Here is a 14,288-nt window from a genome sequence, read left to right as displayed (position 1 = left end):
GAATTAGATGCTTTAAAGACCAAAGTTATCTTTAAAATGGCCTTGGTTCTTCCAGGATGAATTCTCCATCACACAGCATTCAAATACTGTATTCAGGCCGTCATCTGGAAATTTAAGGGCATCGTTGCCTATACGAATGATGTTACCGATGAGTTCACGGGCTAACTGAGAATTACGCAAGAAACGCGTAAAGAACTCATTGCTGATATGTTTGCCCAGGTTATAAGCAAATTCAAGCAACGTTGCATCGTTAGCAGTCAGCACCGCACCAGATTCAGATGCGTAATAAAAAACATTCTCTTGGCAACCGAGGTTTTTCATTGCGCGGAGAAACAACATTTCTCCTTCCATATCCATAAGGCGAAAAATTATATCAATATCAGATTCATCGTTTACGACAGCACCGACAGCATCATAAAGTACGGCAGCGGGAGCTTGTTCAAACTCATCACGTTCGTAATTCATCAACATACGGTTTTGTGCGTTATTAAAGCTATCAATATGATCTGATTTAGCAGTAGTTGAAGTATACATGAGTGACTCCTTAGAAATTTTCTACCAGACAGTTTGTTCTTTCATGAAGTCAGCCTCATTCGCTATAAAGCGTTTTGCTTCATTCATCGCCGCATCGAAATGTTTATTACCCAACTTACGTCCTAGATCAGTTATCTGTTCAACAAGAAGAGCACATTCAGGGTGAGTAAATCGTCCACCACCTTGGCAGTAAGTTAAACGAGTAACCAGCATTAATGCCTTCGACTCATTTTGTGTTACATGAAAGATGGTTTTCTGAGTTCCTATCCCTCGTTCGTTCAGAATATTAATGGTATCCATATCGGCGAGTAGTAACCTTAAGTCCTGCAAATCTCTATCGATTGAATGAGGTCGCAATGACATATCGCCAGACACAAAACCATAGATATCCTCGGTTTCAGAATGAAACATATATACCTCGATAAATTAAATGAATTAGAAGATACCCGGCTTACACCGCAATAGAGCATTAAATATCTGCTCACGAGCCTCAGAAGGATTTACTTGTTTTGCAATTCCTTCAATCCACTCATCAACCGGCAATCGGGTAAAATGATGGTCTGTATTGCGAATCCTGATTGCAATGACAGCCCAGTGAGCGAGAGCATACTGAATATAATGCTTATCGCCTTGTGCAACTTCACCGCGTATTCTGGCGGTGCGGTTGTTATACTCTATCAACGCGCAGCCACTCATACAGACTCCAGTTATTAATCTATATAGTTAAAAGACAATTCCATCATCAATCGCCGTCAGGCTTTCGATCTTTGAAATGTCGATGAAGTTAAATCGTCGTACATTGTTTGCAGTAATAATCCGACCGTCATTAAGCTGAATGATCTCACTTTCTTTATCAGAACGTGATGGCCATGAAGCGATAACAGAGTCTTCAGTAATTACATAATGCCGACTATTTGATATAAACAAAATGCATGGGATATCCATTAAATGAGACTCCAGACATTCAGTCTTTAAAGATTAAAATTCTGTAGTACCAATCCATACATCATTAATATATGCATCGGCCCCAAACTCAACACCACAAGGCTGTACTTTATCCAGGGTTTCGAACGTCCATCCTTCTTCAGGAGGCCATTGGAAAAGCAATGGCGCTCCATCCAAATATTTTATGGCGAGAACCCCATGACGAAGAGGTGCGAGGATATCTGTTTCACCGGGTCTCACTTTAACCCAATAATGAATCATGATGTCACCTTTATTGATTTACCCGAGGAATGAATTGGGTTTGGGTGGTTATATCAGACATGAGTTCATAAATCTTGTATGGCCACCAATTTGAATCCATATCACGGAAGAAATGAACCTCAGTGATATCGGGACACATCGGATGCCATAGGTTAAAAACCATAAGTTCAGATGCCTCAACCTCAATGAACTGATTGATTGAGGTTTTCCTGAACTCATTCGTGGAAATAAACCCTATTAGATCCTCCAATTGATTAAGCAATAAACCCGCTTGTAGCAGTTCAGAGGAACTATCGAAGTCATGTTTTAAAATATTCATGTTAGTCTCCAGCGTGGCACGAAAAAAACGCTGACCGAAGTCAGCGTTTGTATTATTACAGAGGTTTATTCTTAAGCGGCTTCGCAGCCTCTTTAGGATAAGTGTGATAAAACGCTTTTCTGTATTTTTCGTATCCAATACGTTGGGATGCAACATGTTCCATATTAGTGGGAGCAGTAAAGTGATGACACGCAATCAGTCTTGCTTGTTTTGCCAATTCACTTGACCACTCGTGCAGGATTTCCATCCGGGTTTCGAATGGATCAAGACCCGCTATTTTGCAGCAACTCGTAAATGAACATAAGTCTTCCTGATTTTCTTCCGAACAAATCCAGAGGATTTCATCCACACGCTGCTCACCAGTACTACGGTATGCAGTCATGATATATATACTATCCCGAATTATTTCGTAAGCCATCTTTGATGAAAAACGAAGTTCATAATTATGTTCTGAATCGGCTGATATCAGATCATATTCACTTTCAGTGGCATCGAAAATACTCATGAATGAGAGTTGATTTTCGTGAACCACTTTAGATTTTGCGGTTGCAGACATAATGATCACCTTTAAAATAAATTAAATTAATTTAGAAAGCTAAAACGGAAATTAAAATACAGATTAAGACATGAGAGCTTTACGGGTTACTTCAAAGAGTTTGCTACGTAAGGCAGAAACAGAACCGACAGAAACACCGGTATCACCAAAAAGACTTTTCATCATGCGGTCACTGGCATCACCGAAACCGATGCCAATAACGATGATGTCATCATCTTTAGCGCTTTGTATCATCGCTCGCGCAGAAGCCATATCATCAGGCTGGCCATCAGTTGCTATAACCAATACATGGCGATCCGCTTTAGCTGACGTCAGGTCTGCAAGTGCAGGCCATAACGATTCGCAAAGAGGAGTACAGCCTTGCGTACCAATACCAAACTGATGAGTTCCTATAGCTGTCCGTAAAGTTTGCTCCCGTCCTTTTAACAGACCTACGCTATTATGTGCGGCGTGTGGGAAATGGTATGCCGAGGTAGTTACCCCCTGAATACCATCGAGCGCATACAACATTGATACAACAGCGGCTTCAGCCTCTTTAACCGACCGGCTCATTGACCCGCTAGAGTCCAGCAGGATAGTAAAAGCAGAACTGACATCTACTGCCTTGGACTTATGTTTAAAAAGACGCGTATTGCCCAGCATGGCACTGGTAACCAGTCGAGAATCAAGCTTACGACCAGTTTCACGATGTGTTCTTCTCACCGCTCTTACACCCTGTAACAACCCATGAAGTGATTGGCGTAACCCGGTAGCCATCTGCACCCCTAAACTTACGGATGCATTACCGGTATCGTGCCGCTTCGCAGGTGCTACTGAATATGGAGTAGGTGAAACGATACGTTGATGCGGGGGTACTTTGTCTTTGATTAACTGATTGAGCTTATCTGAAGTGTTCTGTCCAGTACGGCCAAGGTCATTCGATGTGGTTCCTTCGAAAGGGTCTTTACCGCCCTGGGACATGTTAACGACAGAAGCTTCACCCGAAGCATTTGAGCCCGGTTGGGAAGCTCCGGCTTTGTTGTCACCAGAGTCGGAAGCAGGAGTATTACGATTAGCTGACGTTGACGATGAGTTATCGTTTTCATCATCGCTATCGTTTTGCCCATGTTCTTTATCTGGTGCGCCACCGGTATTACCATCAGGATCTGAAGAAGGCCCATTCTGACCGGCTGACGATGACGGCGAGCCGCCATTACCGCCTGAACTTACAGTCTGGCCATCCCCATTTTTGTCAGAACTGTCGGATGACTGGCCCGGCTCTGACGAACTGTCATCGCCTTTGCTGTCACCATAATCAGCGCCCTGATTATCATCCTGCGGAGGTTCTTCTTGCTCATTAGTTTCGTTAAATGCATCTACTGCGAGGTCATATAACCGACATGCAACTTCAAACACCTTTTTAATCGAGGTTGCTTGTACTGCTTCAGCCATAACCGTCATAGCTTTGTCGTACAGCTCCAGCCCGAAGATGCGTTCAAAGTCTTCACGCACTTGCTTTGTTGGGATAGTTAAACCGTTGAAGCGGTTCAAACCACAAGTAAGCAGGGTATCCAGAAATACCGATGAAGCTTTATCACAGGATTCCGCTTCTTCACTGAACAAAAAATGATTCAGTGAATTGAGATACTTCAATGTACCTGGATAGCGACAACTCATCGCACGTTCAATGCGCAAATCTTCGCAAAGATTGACCAGGTGTCTAAGTACCTCAACGTTGTATTTATCCGACTCCATATGCTCTTGAATGAATATCTTAAGATCACCAAAATCAGTGAAACGGATATGTGCTGCTTCATGTACGGCATACCCTAATAACGGATTTGCCAACATTTCAGCGTCCTTGAAGAATGGAAGGTTAATAAGAAAACCAGCACCAGTCTCCGTAGCATATGCTTCATTGCCGCCAACAGAAACATTAAGACCAATCTGAGAGCTTAATGCACGTGCGACAATAGGAAGGGAATTATAAATACCCATATATACCTCACAATAAATTTAAATAGATTAATTAGAAAAAAGGCCCGGAGTGGGCCTTTTATTTTTAAAACACCATTATTGTTTCGTCATCATCGAGTGAAGACGAAATTACAATTTCAGGCTCTTTTCCATCAATGACTTTTTCAGAATCCAAACCCGAAATAAGAGCTGAGTCTGGCAGAGAGCGGGGTACAATCGAATCACCGCCCAAAAATGAATCATCATCGACCATAACCGCACTAAACGCCGGTATTACAGCGTCATTAACAATTCCATGCTCCTGGGTATCGGACAAGTCGTTAACGTCAGTATCAGCCGACGTATTAACCGGTTCGATTGCCAAAGACGTATCAGCTGAACCATTGATTTCTACCAGAACAGATGGGGCTTCAGCGAGTGAATCAACGCTTTGCAATCCGATCGGATCTTCTACTACCACAGCAGATGCAAACGCATCTGTATGCGGAGGAGGAAGCGTTTCTACCTGAACCTGAGTTGCCGAAATGGCCGCTAAAGTCATGGCATCATCATCTCCAATAAGGTTCATTGAAAGTGATGGGTCAATCGCATCGTTACCATCTGTAGTACTGGCTGATGACAGCAGTTCTACAAACTGTTTTGCATGAATTGGGTCGCGTAGGTTATTGAGGAGAGAGAGAATGTCGTTATAAGGTTTGCCCGTCACTTTGCCGGTTAGCGGAATGTCTTTCATTACCTGATTAACATAGTCGCTAAGAGACTGGACGCTTGGTGCGATGAAAGCTAGGGAAGCGAGTTTATCGCCGCAGCGGCGTAAAGGATTTAGTGTGTGCTGAGAAAACGCATCGGGGTTCCTGTTTTTAAGGAAACCTTCAACAACATCAGCCACATCCTCATAAACTTCATCCGCTAAACTTTTAACTTGCCCAGTTAAACCATCCTGAATGACACTGTTACCATAAGGTGTGATATGAATCGCAGTAAAGCCAAATTGTATCTGGCTATCCATATAAGACAAATCGATCGCAGCATCACGCAAAAGTATAGAGCGATACTTTTCTTCAAAAGAATTAATCCAGCTATTAAAATCAGCTTTCATAAATTCCTTTTTGTAATCGTAAAACTCGCCCTTAAGTACATTCAGTTTACCAATTAAATCATTAACCTTGTCGGCTGGAATTGCATAGCCTCCCATAAATTTAATACCCGCTTCAAGACATAAAGCGTGAGCTGAATTCTTCTTGCGGGTAAATGGATTGATGAGTTGTGGGTCAATGATTTTCTTGCTACCTAATGAAACAAGTACATCAGGTGGCAAATCAGCACTGTTACCAAGATCTTCTCTTTTCAGCTTACGACGACCACTAATACTGGTGATATCAGAAAGAGAAACGAGAATAAGTTGTTCCAGAACCTGAGTGGCATTGGATTTGATAGTCATGACATACCTCATTAATTTAAAATTGATTTAAAAAGAATTAAAAAACCCCAAGCGGGGTTTTATTTAAGTGCTTCAGAACCGAATACAGCTTCAACGATGAGATGCAAAGATTTTTTATCATCTGCTGATGCACGATTACCAATCTGATAATCGAAAGCTGTTAATAATGCACGTGGCATCTTTGCAGCTTTCATCATTGAGTAGCGGTCAAGCCAGGCCACCAGCGAACGAGTTGAACACGTTACTGATAAACGAGTGTCGGGAAGAACACCGTCCGGGAGTTTTGCACTGTTAGTATTGACACTAGTGTCAATTTCACCGGTGATATTCTTGCCTACAAAAAGACCGCGAATCATATTCGCAACGTCAACAAATTTCTCCGCGACTTTGGTGTCGGGGATATATTTGGTAATCAATTTAGTCTCGGTTTCTTTTGGCATATAGTCAGCAGTGATAAACATATAGCGGTCAAGGTTGGCCACATTTAATGTTTTCACACCGCCATAAACGCCAGTAAAATCGCCCTGACCAATTGAGTTAGCCGTTGCAACAAATCTGAAGTTCGGGTGCTGTTTAATTACCTCGTTGGTTTCAGGAATAACTAAATTCCCTCCTTCGAGGATGGCGTTAAAGGCATTGGCACAGGATGGGTCTAATTGATCGTACTCATCGAGTAGGAAAATCAGTCCATACTTGTACGCCAGCGTCAGTGGGCCATGAACAAAAACAGTCTTGGTATCACCGGTCAGTTCATTACACTGAAGCCGGAGACCGCCAATGAGATTGTTAATATCCAGGTCTTGTGAAGCTGTAGTTTTCATGACAGGCCAGTTAAGTCTTGCTGCTACTTGTTCGACAACACTGGTTTTGCCACAACCTGTTGGGCCAGAGATCCACAGAGACTGATTTTGTGGATAGTTAATCCACATCAGTACAGATGAACGCAAATACGCTTCAAAAACATAGTCGTCATTCTGTTTAGGCACGAATGCACTAAATGGATTGGCTGAGTCAAATCCCTGGAACGGTTTAACTTTATCCATCTGATGATCTGGAACAACAATACCAAATACAGAAGGGTGGACAGGTGTAGAGCGCGCCATGATTTCAACAGACAGGTTTGCGAAATTAGTAGTCATGATATACCTCATTAAATTAGATAGATTTAAAAATTAAAAATTAATTAAGAAGAATGATGTTATGCAGCAATATCAGCACGTACTAAATCGACATGCTTATAATTGCGGCTAACACTGCCACTGTTATCAACACTGGTAACCTTTGGTGCATACGTTACATAAGAAACGATGCCTCTGGCTCTCAATGCAGAGACCAGAACAGGCATAAAATAGGTTTTGGCATAAACAAGTACACCATCAGCCTTATATTTATTACAGAGTGATGTAGCGATTTCAGCAAATTCTTTAGCTTTATCGGTCATAACATCTTCTGAAGGACAGGTATTAAAGGTCAACAGTTCACGTAATGCGTGTGATACTTGCTGATCGACATCAATAACGCCCATTTCCCGTTGTTCTGGGGATGCAAGATATGCAGTCATATTTACAAGAAACATGATCAGACTCCTCATTTAAAAAGATTAGTGAATTAGATGAATTAGGCCTTGCATGAAGGCTGAAGTTAGGTACTAGTTTCAGTTTGGGAGTGACTGAGGCACTTGTTGTTGTCTACGTGACAACAAAACACCTTTTTCGACGGACAAAAAAGCCTGCCGCTTATGAGAGCCGCAGGCTATCGAATTTGTTTAGGCGAAAGAAATCCTTGTGAATACCAGGAGGTATTCAGGAGTGGCTTGAGCGCCGAATTTAGAAGGTGTTTAAAGGCAGTTGCCTGAAGTTAAGCGGACTAAGCCGCTATTTAAAGATAATAAAGGATGTGTAATTGGTCAAGCAAAAAAAAAGCCCAGTTTTAAACTGGGCTCAATAATTAAAAAACAACGTATTGTTGGGCTGAGTCTGTCTCTTCTGCACCAGGAGATACCAGTACGGAAGTGTCATCCAAAGGAATGTAGACAGTATCAGTCAGAGTTGATTTATATTCATAGGTACTTAACGAATTTCGTACCGATGACTGACCGTAACATTCTGGATGATGTTTGGGGTCAATAGATAATTTATCGCAGATTCGTTTGTAGCTCGGTTTTTCCGGTACGCGAGACTGAAGAAAACGAAAGCCAAAGCCATCGATTCTAACCAGCTCGTTATAGGAAAAGCCAATAGAAGCACCTAGACCCTGGATCAATAAATTGACCGCGTTCTGGTATTCTTCGAACTGCTTTTTCTTTAAAGCCAACTCTTTCTCCATCTGCTGCAATGTTCCAACTTGTCTGGCTATGTCTACCACACGAGCTTCGAGGTCGTCTGGAAGCTTAAAGCCTTGTGTCTGAGACATGATTTCAGGGTCAGAGATAAGCAAAATATCTTTTTCCTTATCAAACGGTAGAGCTGTTTTTGTCTGAACCTTATTCCAGAAGTATTCGCAGGCAACCTGGACTCGATAAAACGCTTTCTTCGAAGGCATAATTTTAAAGACCTTGGTCTGGTCAGTGGCCGACCAAAACACAAGATACGCCTGGGGTGCGCCTGTTGTCAGCAGCTGGTGCTGAACTTGCCAGTAGTAATAACGGAATTCTGGCGATTTGGTTTCAAGCTGAAGAATAGAAAGATGTTTGCTCTCGCAAAGATTCTTTATCTCAAGGATTGAACCATCGTCGAACTGCCCATCCAGCGAAGCAATCATGTAAGGATACTTTTTGTTCCTTACACAGAAAGGCAGGGCGATTTGTCCAATCTCTTTTTCGCAGTAACTTCTGGCAAGTGCTTCAAGCTTTTTACCAGCATCAACCTGTTTAATGACAGAAAGGTCTTCTGCCTTAATCAGGCCAGCGTATTGCAAATAGAGTTCGTAGGGCGTTTTAGTTGCACCAGCCTCCTCTAACAGAATAGGGGAGCATGTTGCTGTCACACCAGTTTTACGCCATTCGAGCCATTCCTTTGAGCCCTGCACAACATCAACGACTTCATAAATGTCAGACATAATGATCACCTTAAGATAAATTTAGAAAGTTAAACCGGCAGTTTCCTGCCGGATAAGTTAAGCGGCCAGAAGATCTTCAATAAGACCTTCTACCATTTCTTTTAGAGGGGGAAATGTCACATTGTTGAGAGCGGCATTGAGCCTCACAAAATCAGATGTATTAACAGCCTCAAGATATAACTTGTGTATTTCCATTGATTCGGCTTGGACTTCACCGACCCATTTGGCCGCGTCGGTTTTAAACTCACCCTTACCCATTTTTTCGATGAAGTTAAGTACTTGAGTAAAATCGAAGCTACCTACTGCGTTAGTTAAATGATTTTTGAGAAGTGACCGACGGGATTTTTCTAAAGATAAGCGAGCGAATGCCAGCTCACTTTCATTCAGATCGAAACTGCTTTTTGCATCGTTTAAAATAGTTTCGTATCCAAGCGTCTTTTCTGCCCGGCTTACTAACTTTTTAATTCTGCGTTCAGCCCATTTTCTGACCCCGGGATGCTCAGACATTTCTTCATTGGACTGCCCATTGGTTTCTCCGGGTGGAGGGAGAATATCATCAGCCGAACCATTTACGTCAGCTGGAGGTGTATTTCCCTCAGCCGTATCGTAAACATCGGTTGGTGTATTGCTCTTGATGTCCTGCTGCTCGGTTGAATCAGGTTCTTCAGGGAGCTTATTAAACTCACCTTCAATAACTTTATCATCAGACTTTGCAGTTCGGATTGTAGTATCCGTATTACCAGCCGTCCTGGCTTCTTGTCTAACCTCCATTTCAGCTTCAGCAGCTGCGACGGGTATTGTTGCTGTACGGAAACCTTCACCACCAGCAGTGTTCAGATATTCAATCATTGAACTCAGGCGAGTACGGTTACCAGGAATTAAGTGTATGGTCTGCTTAATAGCTGACTTGAGCACCATCTTCCAAGGGAACTGAGTCCACGGTGAATACTGCCGTTTCTCCACTTTTGCCCAAGATTCGGATTTCGCCCGAGATTGAGCTAAATCCTGAAGGTCAATGAAAAATACCAGATGACGTCCATCCTTCATTAAATAGTCGACATAAGCCCCCCTGAACATGCCTCGATCTCCTAAAGCACCCTGATCGGTGTTTGTGAGAACGAGTCCCCCTTTATAAGCAAAGGGGTCAAATTCGTGGTCTGGGCTGGAACGACGACCATTGGTTTTAAATGAGTCCTTTTCAAAAACTAATTCAGCCACAATGTCTTCGCATAAACCTTCATCGGTGGCCATCCTGCTGAGCCCAATATAGGACACGTCAAGAATGACACGACCATCGCGTGGAACCAGGTAAGCCTGCTTCTGCGCCGGGTCAAGAGTAAGGCCGCTACTTGCAAGCTGAAGGAATGCTGTTTCGAAGGACTTTGGATTATTAACTGCTATGTCAGCCAAGTAGTTATTATTGTTGACAATATGTTTTGCAAAAACGCATTCACGTTCGAATGAGATGTGAGGTGAACTGGAACCTGCGGATGCAAACATCTTTTCGAGCGACAACATATGTCGAGCAATGCTGTCTATCTTAACGACAATATCGGTGTTCCCTTTATTGTTGTTTGAGAATGAACCAGAACTACGTGATTTATTTGAGTACATATATACCTCATTAAATTAAATAAATTATAAGATTAAAAAAGAAGAAGGTTGCTGAGGAATCAGCAACCAGTCATATCAACCGCGAACTGATGAATATGCGTTAGTTAAAGTTACTTGCCCGGAGGAGCTTAATTTTTCATTAAGTTTCATACGAGCTACAATAACGGCTGCTGTCGAATTATCGGCTGGCAGATTTGTCCAGGCTTGCATGTTGACAGGGTGCTTAGAGGTTGCGGCTTGCGGACGTGATGTCTGCACGGCTCTATTCTTAGCATCCAGCTTCGGCGAAGCTTCTGGTATCTTCTCTACTGAATTTTTATTGTTGTCTGGTGATACAGACTCTTTTCCAGGGTGCAGCTGCTTTTGCTCGGCATATACTGTTCTCCATTTTTCAGAAGCAGTTCTTACCTCTTCATCAGACATTTTCTGCCACTTCATATCGTCCTTAAGTTTTTGCGCTACTTGAGGGGATAGCGAAGTGACGGTTGATGTAGATGGTGGCTTTACAGTTTCATTTGCACGGGTATCTATTGATTGACCAGTCTGAATGATTCGAGCCATGAAAACATGAAACTCAGTCCTCATTTGGTCAATACCATGTTTTGTATAACGGAATGATCGAGCTAATGCTTCGATATACAGTTCGGTATTCATTTGAATATTATCGCGTAGAAAATCCGCGACTTTACCAAATGCTTTTATCGAATAGAACTCGGTCTGAGACTTGCCGCTAATGGACATGTCACAGCGCAAACGGAAATAAATATATGAATCTGCATTGTTAGATGCAGGCACATATTTAGGTTCTATCGCAACAATACCCTTTGCTCTGGATTGCATAGTTTATACCTCATAAATTTTTAAATTAAAAAAGTTAAAATGATTTAGTGCTATAGGCACAAAAATTAGAAAGATTTGTGAAGCATCCAGTTAGAGTGCTGGACTCACTGTATCCTCAACAAGAGGAAAAACACCTTTTTCGACGGCGCAGAAAACACGATGCATGATGCACCGTGTGTCGAATTCTATGGGCGTAGGGAAGCCGTGCGAATGAACTTATTCATTCAGGGATGGCGCGTTGCCGAAATAAAGAGTGTTAAAAGAAGTTAAGCGGGATGCCCGCGATATAAGATTATGATACGACGTTTGGTTGGTCAATCCAGAAAAGAAAAAAACCCAGCTTTCGCTGGGTTTTTATAGGGAGGTTTAGCATAACAAGCGTTCCAGACGCTTCCATGTTTGGATTGCCATGTCGGTTGAAGCATCTGATATCTCTTTATAGAGATCAGTATTTCGCCGTTCATAGTAACCTGGAAAGGTGAGCCTATGCAGGCAATCATCTAACTTTGAAAGATCTCCAAAGTCGTGAGCGCCTACATTGATTTTTGCTCTGATTGCCAGTATATCTCCCTCTATTTTCATGAGCTCAATGAGCTCATGCATTTCGAAGAAAATATTAGACTGATAACGACCAGCATGTTCTTCGCATTCGATGCTATCGCATACGTCACATACTTCAGCGTTACAGGAATGATAACCGCAGTGATTACACGTATAAGAGAATCTCTGGTTTATTGCCCCTGCAACACAGTCTTCATAAATCCGATGTCGGCAGTCTTTCCCACAATTTTCACACTCTGCAATCATTGTGTAATCATCCAGTTCCATACCACCCGGCTCAATGCTACTACCATAGACAATTGTCATAATATACCTCATATATTTAAAAGATTAAAAAGTTAAGGCTTATAGCCTGAATTAAGAATATTTTAGCTTTCGGCGAGTACTTGCATAACCCAAATGCCGCGACGTTTTTCGTTAAGGAGAGTACGATACCCTGTAACCTTACCGCTTTCGTCAAACACTTGTGCTTTGTCGGTTCTTACTTCAGACTCTTTCCAGACTGAAACAATATCACCAACTTGTGCTCCACAAGTCTCAACAGCATTTTTGAGCCCAACAGCCCAAATTTCATGGTCTTTCCCACCACTACGTATTGTGACTAAATACGATTTATCGTTATTAGGATCGTGTTTCCAGTTTTCGAGACCGTGGTAAACAAGCTTTCCTTCAAAACGATGGTTTGCATATTTGGCTTTGTCATTATTTGACCCAGCCCGAGAAACACCTTCAACCATGTTTCCATTAGTTGCTTCATTAGATTTTTTCCCAGACTTGGTAAAGAATGAATTATAAATAACGAGTAAAGCAACAACTACACATACAGTCGCGGTAACAAAACCGAGACCAGTGAACAGTAAACCGCGTTCCGTTATAAAAATTGCCAGCCAGATTGGGCCAAGGAATCTGATATATTCGGCACGGTAATACACAGCACCAAAAAATACGATACCTGCCATTAATGAGATTGGGTCAGACATAGATCACCTATAAATTTAGAATGCGAAAATTTAGCTACCTAAAAGGTAAACTAAACGGATGTACACAAAACTGCACATCTGTTGATTCGCTGGAGTTAAAAGGATTAACAATTTTTTTTGTTTGGGATTGAGAACCAAAATACCCGTTTGGGTAAGCAAAGAGACATGTCAGGTTTAACCTAAACACATCAGAGATGCTCGGGCCTGTAGAAGGCGTAGTTAACCCGGGAGGAGGTCATCCGGTGGGCGCTGGTTGAGCGCGAAATTAACTAGGAAGTTGTGCTGATGTCCGTCAGCTCGGTTCTTATTCATTTAAGCATATTGGTTTAATTTTTCAAGTCGGTTTTTCATGGTCATATTGCAGCCATTTTTCAATGACAACTATCCTGAGTTTTGGCCTAATCAATTGGCATACAAATTAACTCCGAGGTTCTGTTATGGCTAAAGCACCGGTACAAACCGTAAAACAAGCTAAAAAGAGTGGGGCTCAGGATAACCGAACCCCTAACTCTCGTGTCGAATATTCCAATCCTGAAGCTGTCGTGAAATTTACTCTTCACACCCAGGAAGGTATTCGGGTACAGTCCCGTAATTTTAACATTATCTCCCAGGCTCTCTTCAATCTGACCAATAACAGCCGAGCCCTTGAACGGCTTGGCACTAAATACAGTGGTGCGATTGAACGTACACTGAAGGCGGTTAACGAAGTAATCGACATGCCTGAGAAAGAACTGGAAAATAACATTGCTATTCTGAACCGTGCGGTAAAAGAAGAAGAAGAACGCAGCAGCCTCAATGAAGTCGGGTATACCCATCCAAAAGAACATGAGGTTCGCATCAGAACGCCGCAAGCGCTGCGGGTTATCCGCATTATTCAGAACTTTGATAAATTGCACCAGATCATCGATACCCTCTGGTTAAATAACTGTTTTAATCAGGATGAGGTCGAGGAGTTTAAGTCTCGTCTTCATAATCTCATTCGTGATCTGGCAGCATCACTCAAACGTCACGCGCAGGCATCTGCTGATGAGCTTAATCAGGCCAATGGCCGGGCCGCTGAAAAAGAATTGGCTGGAAGCACTGAGACAGAACCTACCCAGGTAGACCAGGAAACAAAGGTGTTGCAGGATGCCAGTAATGAAGCGAATGATGATCAGAATGAGGCCATTAAACGGCAGGCTTAATTCAACGAAAAACAGAAATTAAAAACCCTGCATTGCAGGG

At 42.4% G+C, this 14,288-nt stretch carries 17 protein-coding genes; 1 reads left to right on the top strand and 16 read right to left on the bottom strand.

Going from position 1 to position 14,288, the window contains the following annotated elements:
• Positions 1-12: 12 nt before the first annotated feature.
• The 16 genes from GFB57_RS24020 to GFB57_RS23945 all read right to left on the bottom strand — a co-directional run bounded on the left by GFB57_RS24020 (position 13) and on the right by GFB57_RS23945 (position 13,064).
• Positions 13-534, bottom strand: coding sequence for a hypothetical protein (locus GFB57_RS24020; RefSeq protein ID WP_007372245.1), 522 nt, complete (start codon positions 532-534; stop codon positions 13-15).
• A gap of 21 nt (positions 535-555) precedes the next feature.
• Complete coding sequence (locus GFB57_RS24015; protein WP_016241575.1) at positions 556-945, bottom strand: hypothetical protein; 390 nt, start codon at positions 943-945, stop codon at positions 556-558.
• A 24-nt stretch (positions 946-969) separates the two neighbouring features.
• Positions 970-1,230: a hypothetical protein gene (locus GFB57_RS24010; RefSeq protein ID WP_016241576.1), complete on the bottom strand. Its 261-nt coding sequence runs from the start codon at positions 1,228-1,230 to the stop codon at positions 970-972.
• A 27-nt stretch (positions 1,231-1,257) separates the two neighbouring features.
• Positions 1,258-1,479, bottom strand: a complete 222-nt coding sequence (locus tag GFB57_RS24005; protein WP_007372244.1) for a hypothetical protein — start codon at positions 1,477-1,479, stop codon at positions 1,258-1,260.
• 33 nt (positions 1,480-1,512) lie between these two features.
• Positions 1,513-1,740 (bottom strand): hypothetical protein, encoded by a 228-nt coding sequence (locus GFB57_RS24000; RefSeq protein ID WP_016241577.1) that lies wholly within the window; start codon positions 1,738-1,740, stop codon positions 1,513-1,515.
• 10 nt (positions 1,741-1,750) lie between these two features.
• Positions 1,751-2,059, bottom strand: coding sequence for a hypothetical protein (locus tag GFB57_RS23995; protein ID WP_016241578.1), 309 nt, complete (start codon positions 2,057-2,059; stop codon positions 1,751-1,753).
• A gap of 55 nt (positions 2,060-2,114) precedes the next feature.
• A complete protein-coding gene (locus GFB57_RS23990) occupies positions 2,115-2,615 on the bottom strand; it encodes a hypothetical protein (protein WP_016241579.1) in 501 nt (166 codons plus the stop codon).
• A 63-nt stretch (positions 2,616-2,678) separates the two neighbouring features.
• The gene (locus tag GFB57_RS23985; RefSeq protein ID WP_007372243.1) at positions 2,679-4,592 is read right to left on the bottom strand and encodes a VWA domain-containing protein; all 1,914 of its coding nucleotides are present in this window, start codon (positions 4,590-4,592) and stop codon (positions 2,679-2,681) included.
• Between the two features lie 64 nt (positions 4,593-4,656).
• Positions 4,657-6,012: a DUF3150 domain-containing protein gene (locus GFB57_RS23980; protein ID WP_009653892.1), complete on the bottom strand. Its 1,356-nt coding sequence runs from the start codon at positions 6,010-6,012 to the stop codon at positions 4,657-4,659.
• 59 nt (positions 6,013-6,071) lie between these two features.
• A complete protein-coding gene (locus GFB57_RS23975; protein WP_007372241.1) occupies positions 6,072-7,151 on the bottom strand; it encodes a MoxR family ATPase in 1,080 nt (359 codons plus the stop codon).
• Between the two features lie 59 nt (positions 7,152-7,210).
• Positions 7,211-7,588 (bottom strand): hypothetical protein, encoded by a 378-nt coding sequence (locus tag GFB57_RS23970; RefSeq protein ID WP_007372240.1) that lies wholly within the window; start codon positions 7,586-7,588, stop codon positions 7,211-7,213.
• 371 nt (positions 7,589-7,959) lie between these two features.
• Positions 7,960-9,069, bottom strand: coding sequence for a lambda-exonuclease family protein (locus GFB57_RS23965; protein ID WP_007372239.1), 1,110 nt, complete (start codon positions 9,067-9,069; stop codon positions 7,960-7,962).
• Between the two features lie 57 nt (positions 9,070-9,126).
• Positions 9,127-10,683 carry a recombinase RecT gene (locus GFB57_RS23960; protein WP_007372238.1) on the bottom strand — a complete coding sequence of 519 codons (1,557 nt, stop codon included), beginning with the start codon at positions 10,681-10,683 and terminating at the stop codon, positions 9,127-9,129.
• 75 nt (positions 10,684-10,758) lie between these two features.
• A complete protein-coding gene (locus GFB57_RS23955) occupies positions 10,759-11,523 on the bottom strand; it encodes a single-stranded DNA-binding protein (protein WP_016241581.1) in 765 nt (254 codons plus the stop codon).
• Positions 11,524-11,889: 366 nt separating this feature from the next.
• The gene (locus tag GFB57_RS23950; RefSeq protein WP_016241582.1) at positions 11,890-12,390 is read right to left on the bottom strand and encodes a hypothetical protein; all 501 of its coding nucleotides are present in this window, start codon (positions 12,388-12,390) and stop codon (positions 11,890-11,892) included.
• 62 nt (positions 12,391-12,452) lie between these two features.
• A complete protein-coding gene (locus GFB57_RS23945; protein ID WP_009653893.1) occupies positions 12,453-13,064 on the bottom strand; it encodes a hypothetical protein in 612 nt (203 codons plus the stop codon).
• Between the two features lie 437 nt (positions 13,065-13,501).
• Between GFB57_RS23945 and GFB57_RS23940 the strand changes: the two genes are divergently transcribed.
• Positions 13,502-14,248, top strand: a complete 747-nt coding sequence (locus GFB57_RS23940) for an AcaB family transcriptional regulator (protein WP_009653890.1) — start codon at positions 13,502-13,504, stop codon at positions 14,246-14,248.
• Positions 14,249-14,288 lie beyond the last annotated feature (40 nt).

This window comes from Citrobacter sp. S39, assembly GCF_009495675.1.
Taxonomy (GTDB): Bacteria; Pseudomonadota; Gammaproteobacteria; order Enterobacterales; family Enterobacteriaceae; genus Citrobacter; species Citrobacter freundii.
Note: the sequence above shows the minus strand (reverse complement) of the source record. Positions and strands in the feature narration are given on the sequence as shown.

Coding starts and splice junctions, on each gene's coding strand:
- GFB57_RS24020 (WP_007372245.1), bottom strand. CDS start 534: ATGTATACTTCAACTACTGCTAAATCAGATCATATTGATAGCTTTAAT.
- GFB57_RS24015 (WP_016241575.1), bottom strand. CDS start 945: ATGTTTCATTCTGAAACCGAGGATATCTATGGTTTTGTGTCTGGCGAT.
- GFB57_RS24010 (WP_016241576.1), bottom strand. CDS start 1,230: ATGAGTGGCTGCGCGTTGATAGAGTATAACAACCGCACCGCCAGAATA.
- GFB57_RS24005 (WP_007372244.1), bottom strand. CDS start 1,479: ATGGATATCCCATGCATTTTGTTTATATCAAATAGTCGGCATTATGTA.
- GFB57_RS24000 (WP_016241577.1), bottom strand. CDS start 1,740: ATGATTCATTATTGGGTTAAAGTGAGACCCGGTGAAACAGATATCCTC.
- GFB57_RS23995 (WP_016241578.1), bottom strand. CDS start 2,059: ATGAATATTTTAAAACATGACTTCGATAGTTCCTCTGAACTGCTACAA.
- GFB57_RS23990 (WP_016241579.1), bottom strand. CDS start 2,615: ATGTCTGCAACCGCAAAATCTAAAGTGGTTCACGAAAATCAACTCTCA.
- GFB57_RS23985 (WP_007372243.1), bottom strand. CDS start 4,592: ATGGGTATTTATAATTCCCTTCCTATTGTCGCACGTGCATTAAGCTCT.
- GFB57_RS23980 (WP_009653892.1), bottom strand. CDS start 6,012: ATGACTATCAAATCCAATGCCACTCAGGTTCTGGAACAACTTATTCTC.
- GFB57_RS23975 (WP_007372241.1), bottom strand. CDS start 7,151: ATGACTACTAATTTCGCAAACCTGTCTGTTGAAATCATGGCGCGCTCT.
- GFB57_RS23970 (WP_007372240.1), bottom strand. CDS start 7,588: ATGTTTCTTGTAAATATGACTGCATATCTTGCATCCCCAGAACAACGG.
- GFB57_RS23965 (WP_007372239.1), bottom strand. CDS start 9,069: ATGTCTGACATTTATGAAGTCGTTGATGTTGTGCAGGGCTCAAAGGAA.
- GFB57_RS23960 (WP_007372238.1), bottom strand. CDS start 10,683: ATGTACTCAAATAAATCACGTAGTTCTGGTTCATTCTCAAACAACAAT.
- GFB57_RS23955 (WP_016241581.1), bottom strand. CDS start 11,523: ATGCAATCCAGAGCAAAGGGTATTGTTGCGATAGAACCTAAATATGTG.
- GFB57_RS23950 (WP_016241582.1), bottom strand. CDS start 12,390: ATGACAATTGTCTATGGTAGTAGCATTGAGCCGGGTGGTATGGAACTG.
- GFB57_RS23945 (WP_009653893.1), bottom strand. CDS start 13,064: ATGTCTGACCCAATCTCATTAATGGCAGGTATCGTATTTTTTGGTGCT.
- GFB57_RS23940 (WP_009653890.1), top strand. CDS start 13,502: ATGGCTAAAGCACCGGTACAAACCGTAAAACAAGCTAAAAAGAGTGGG.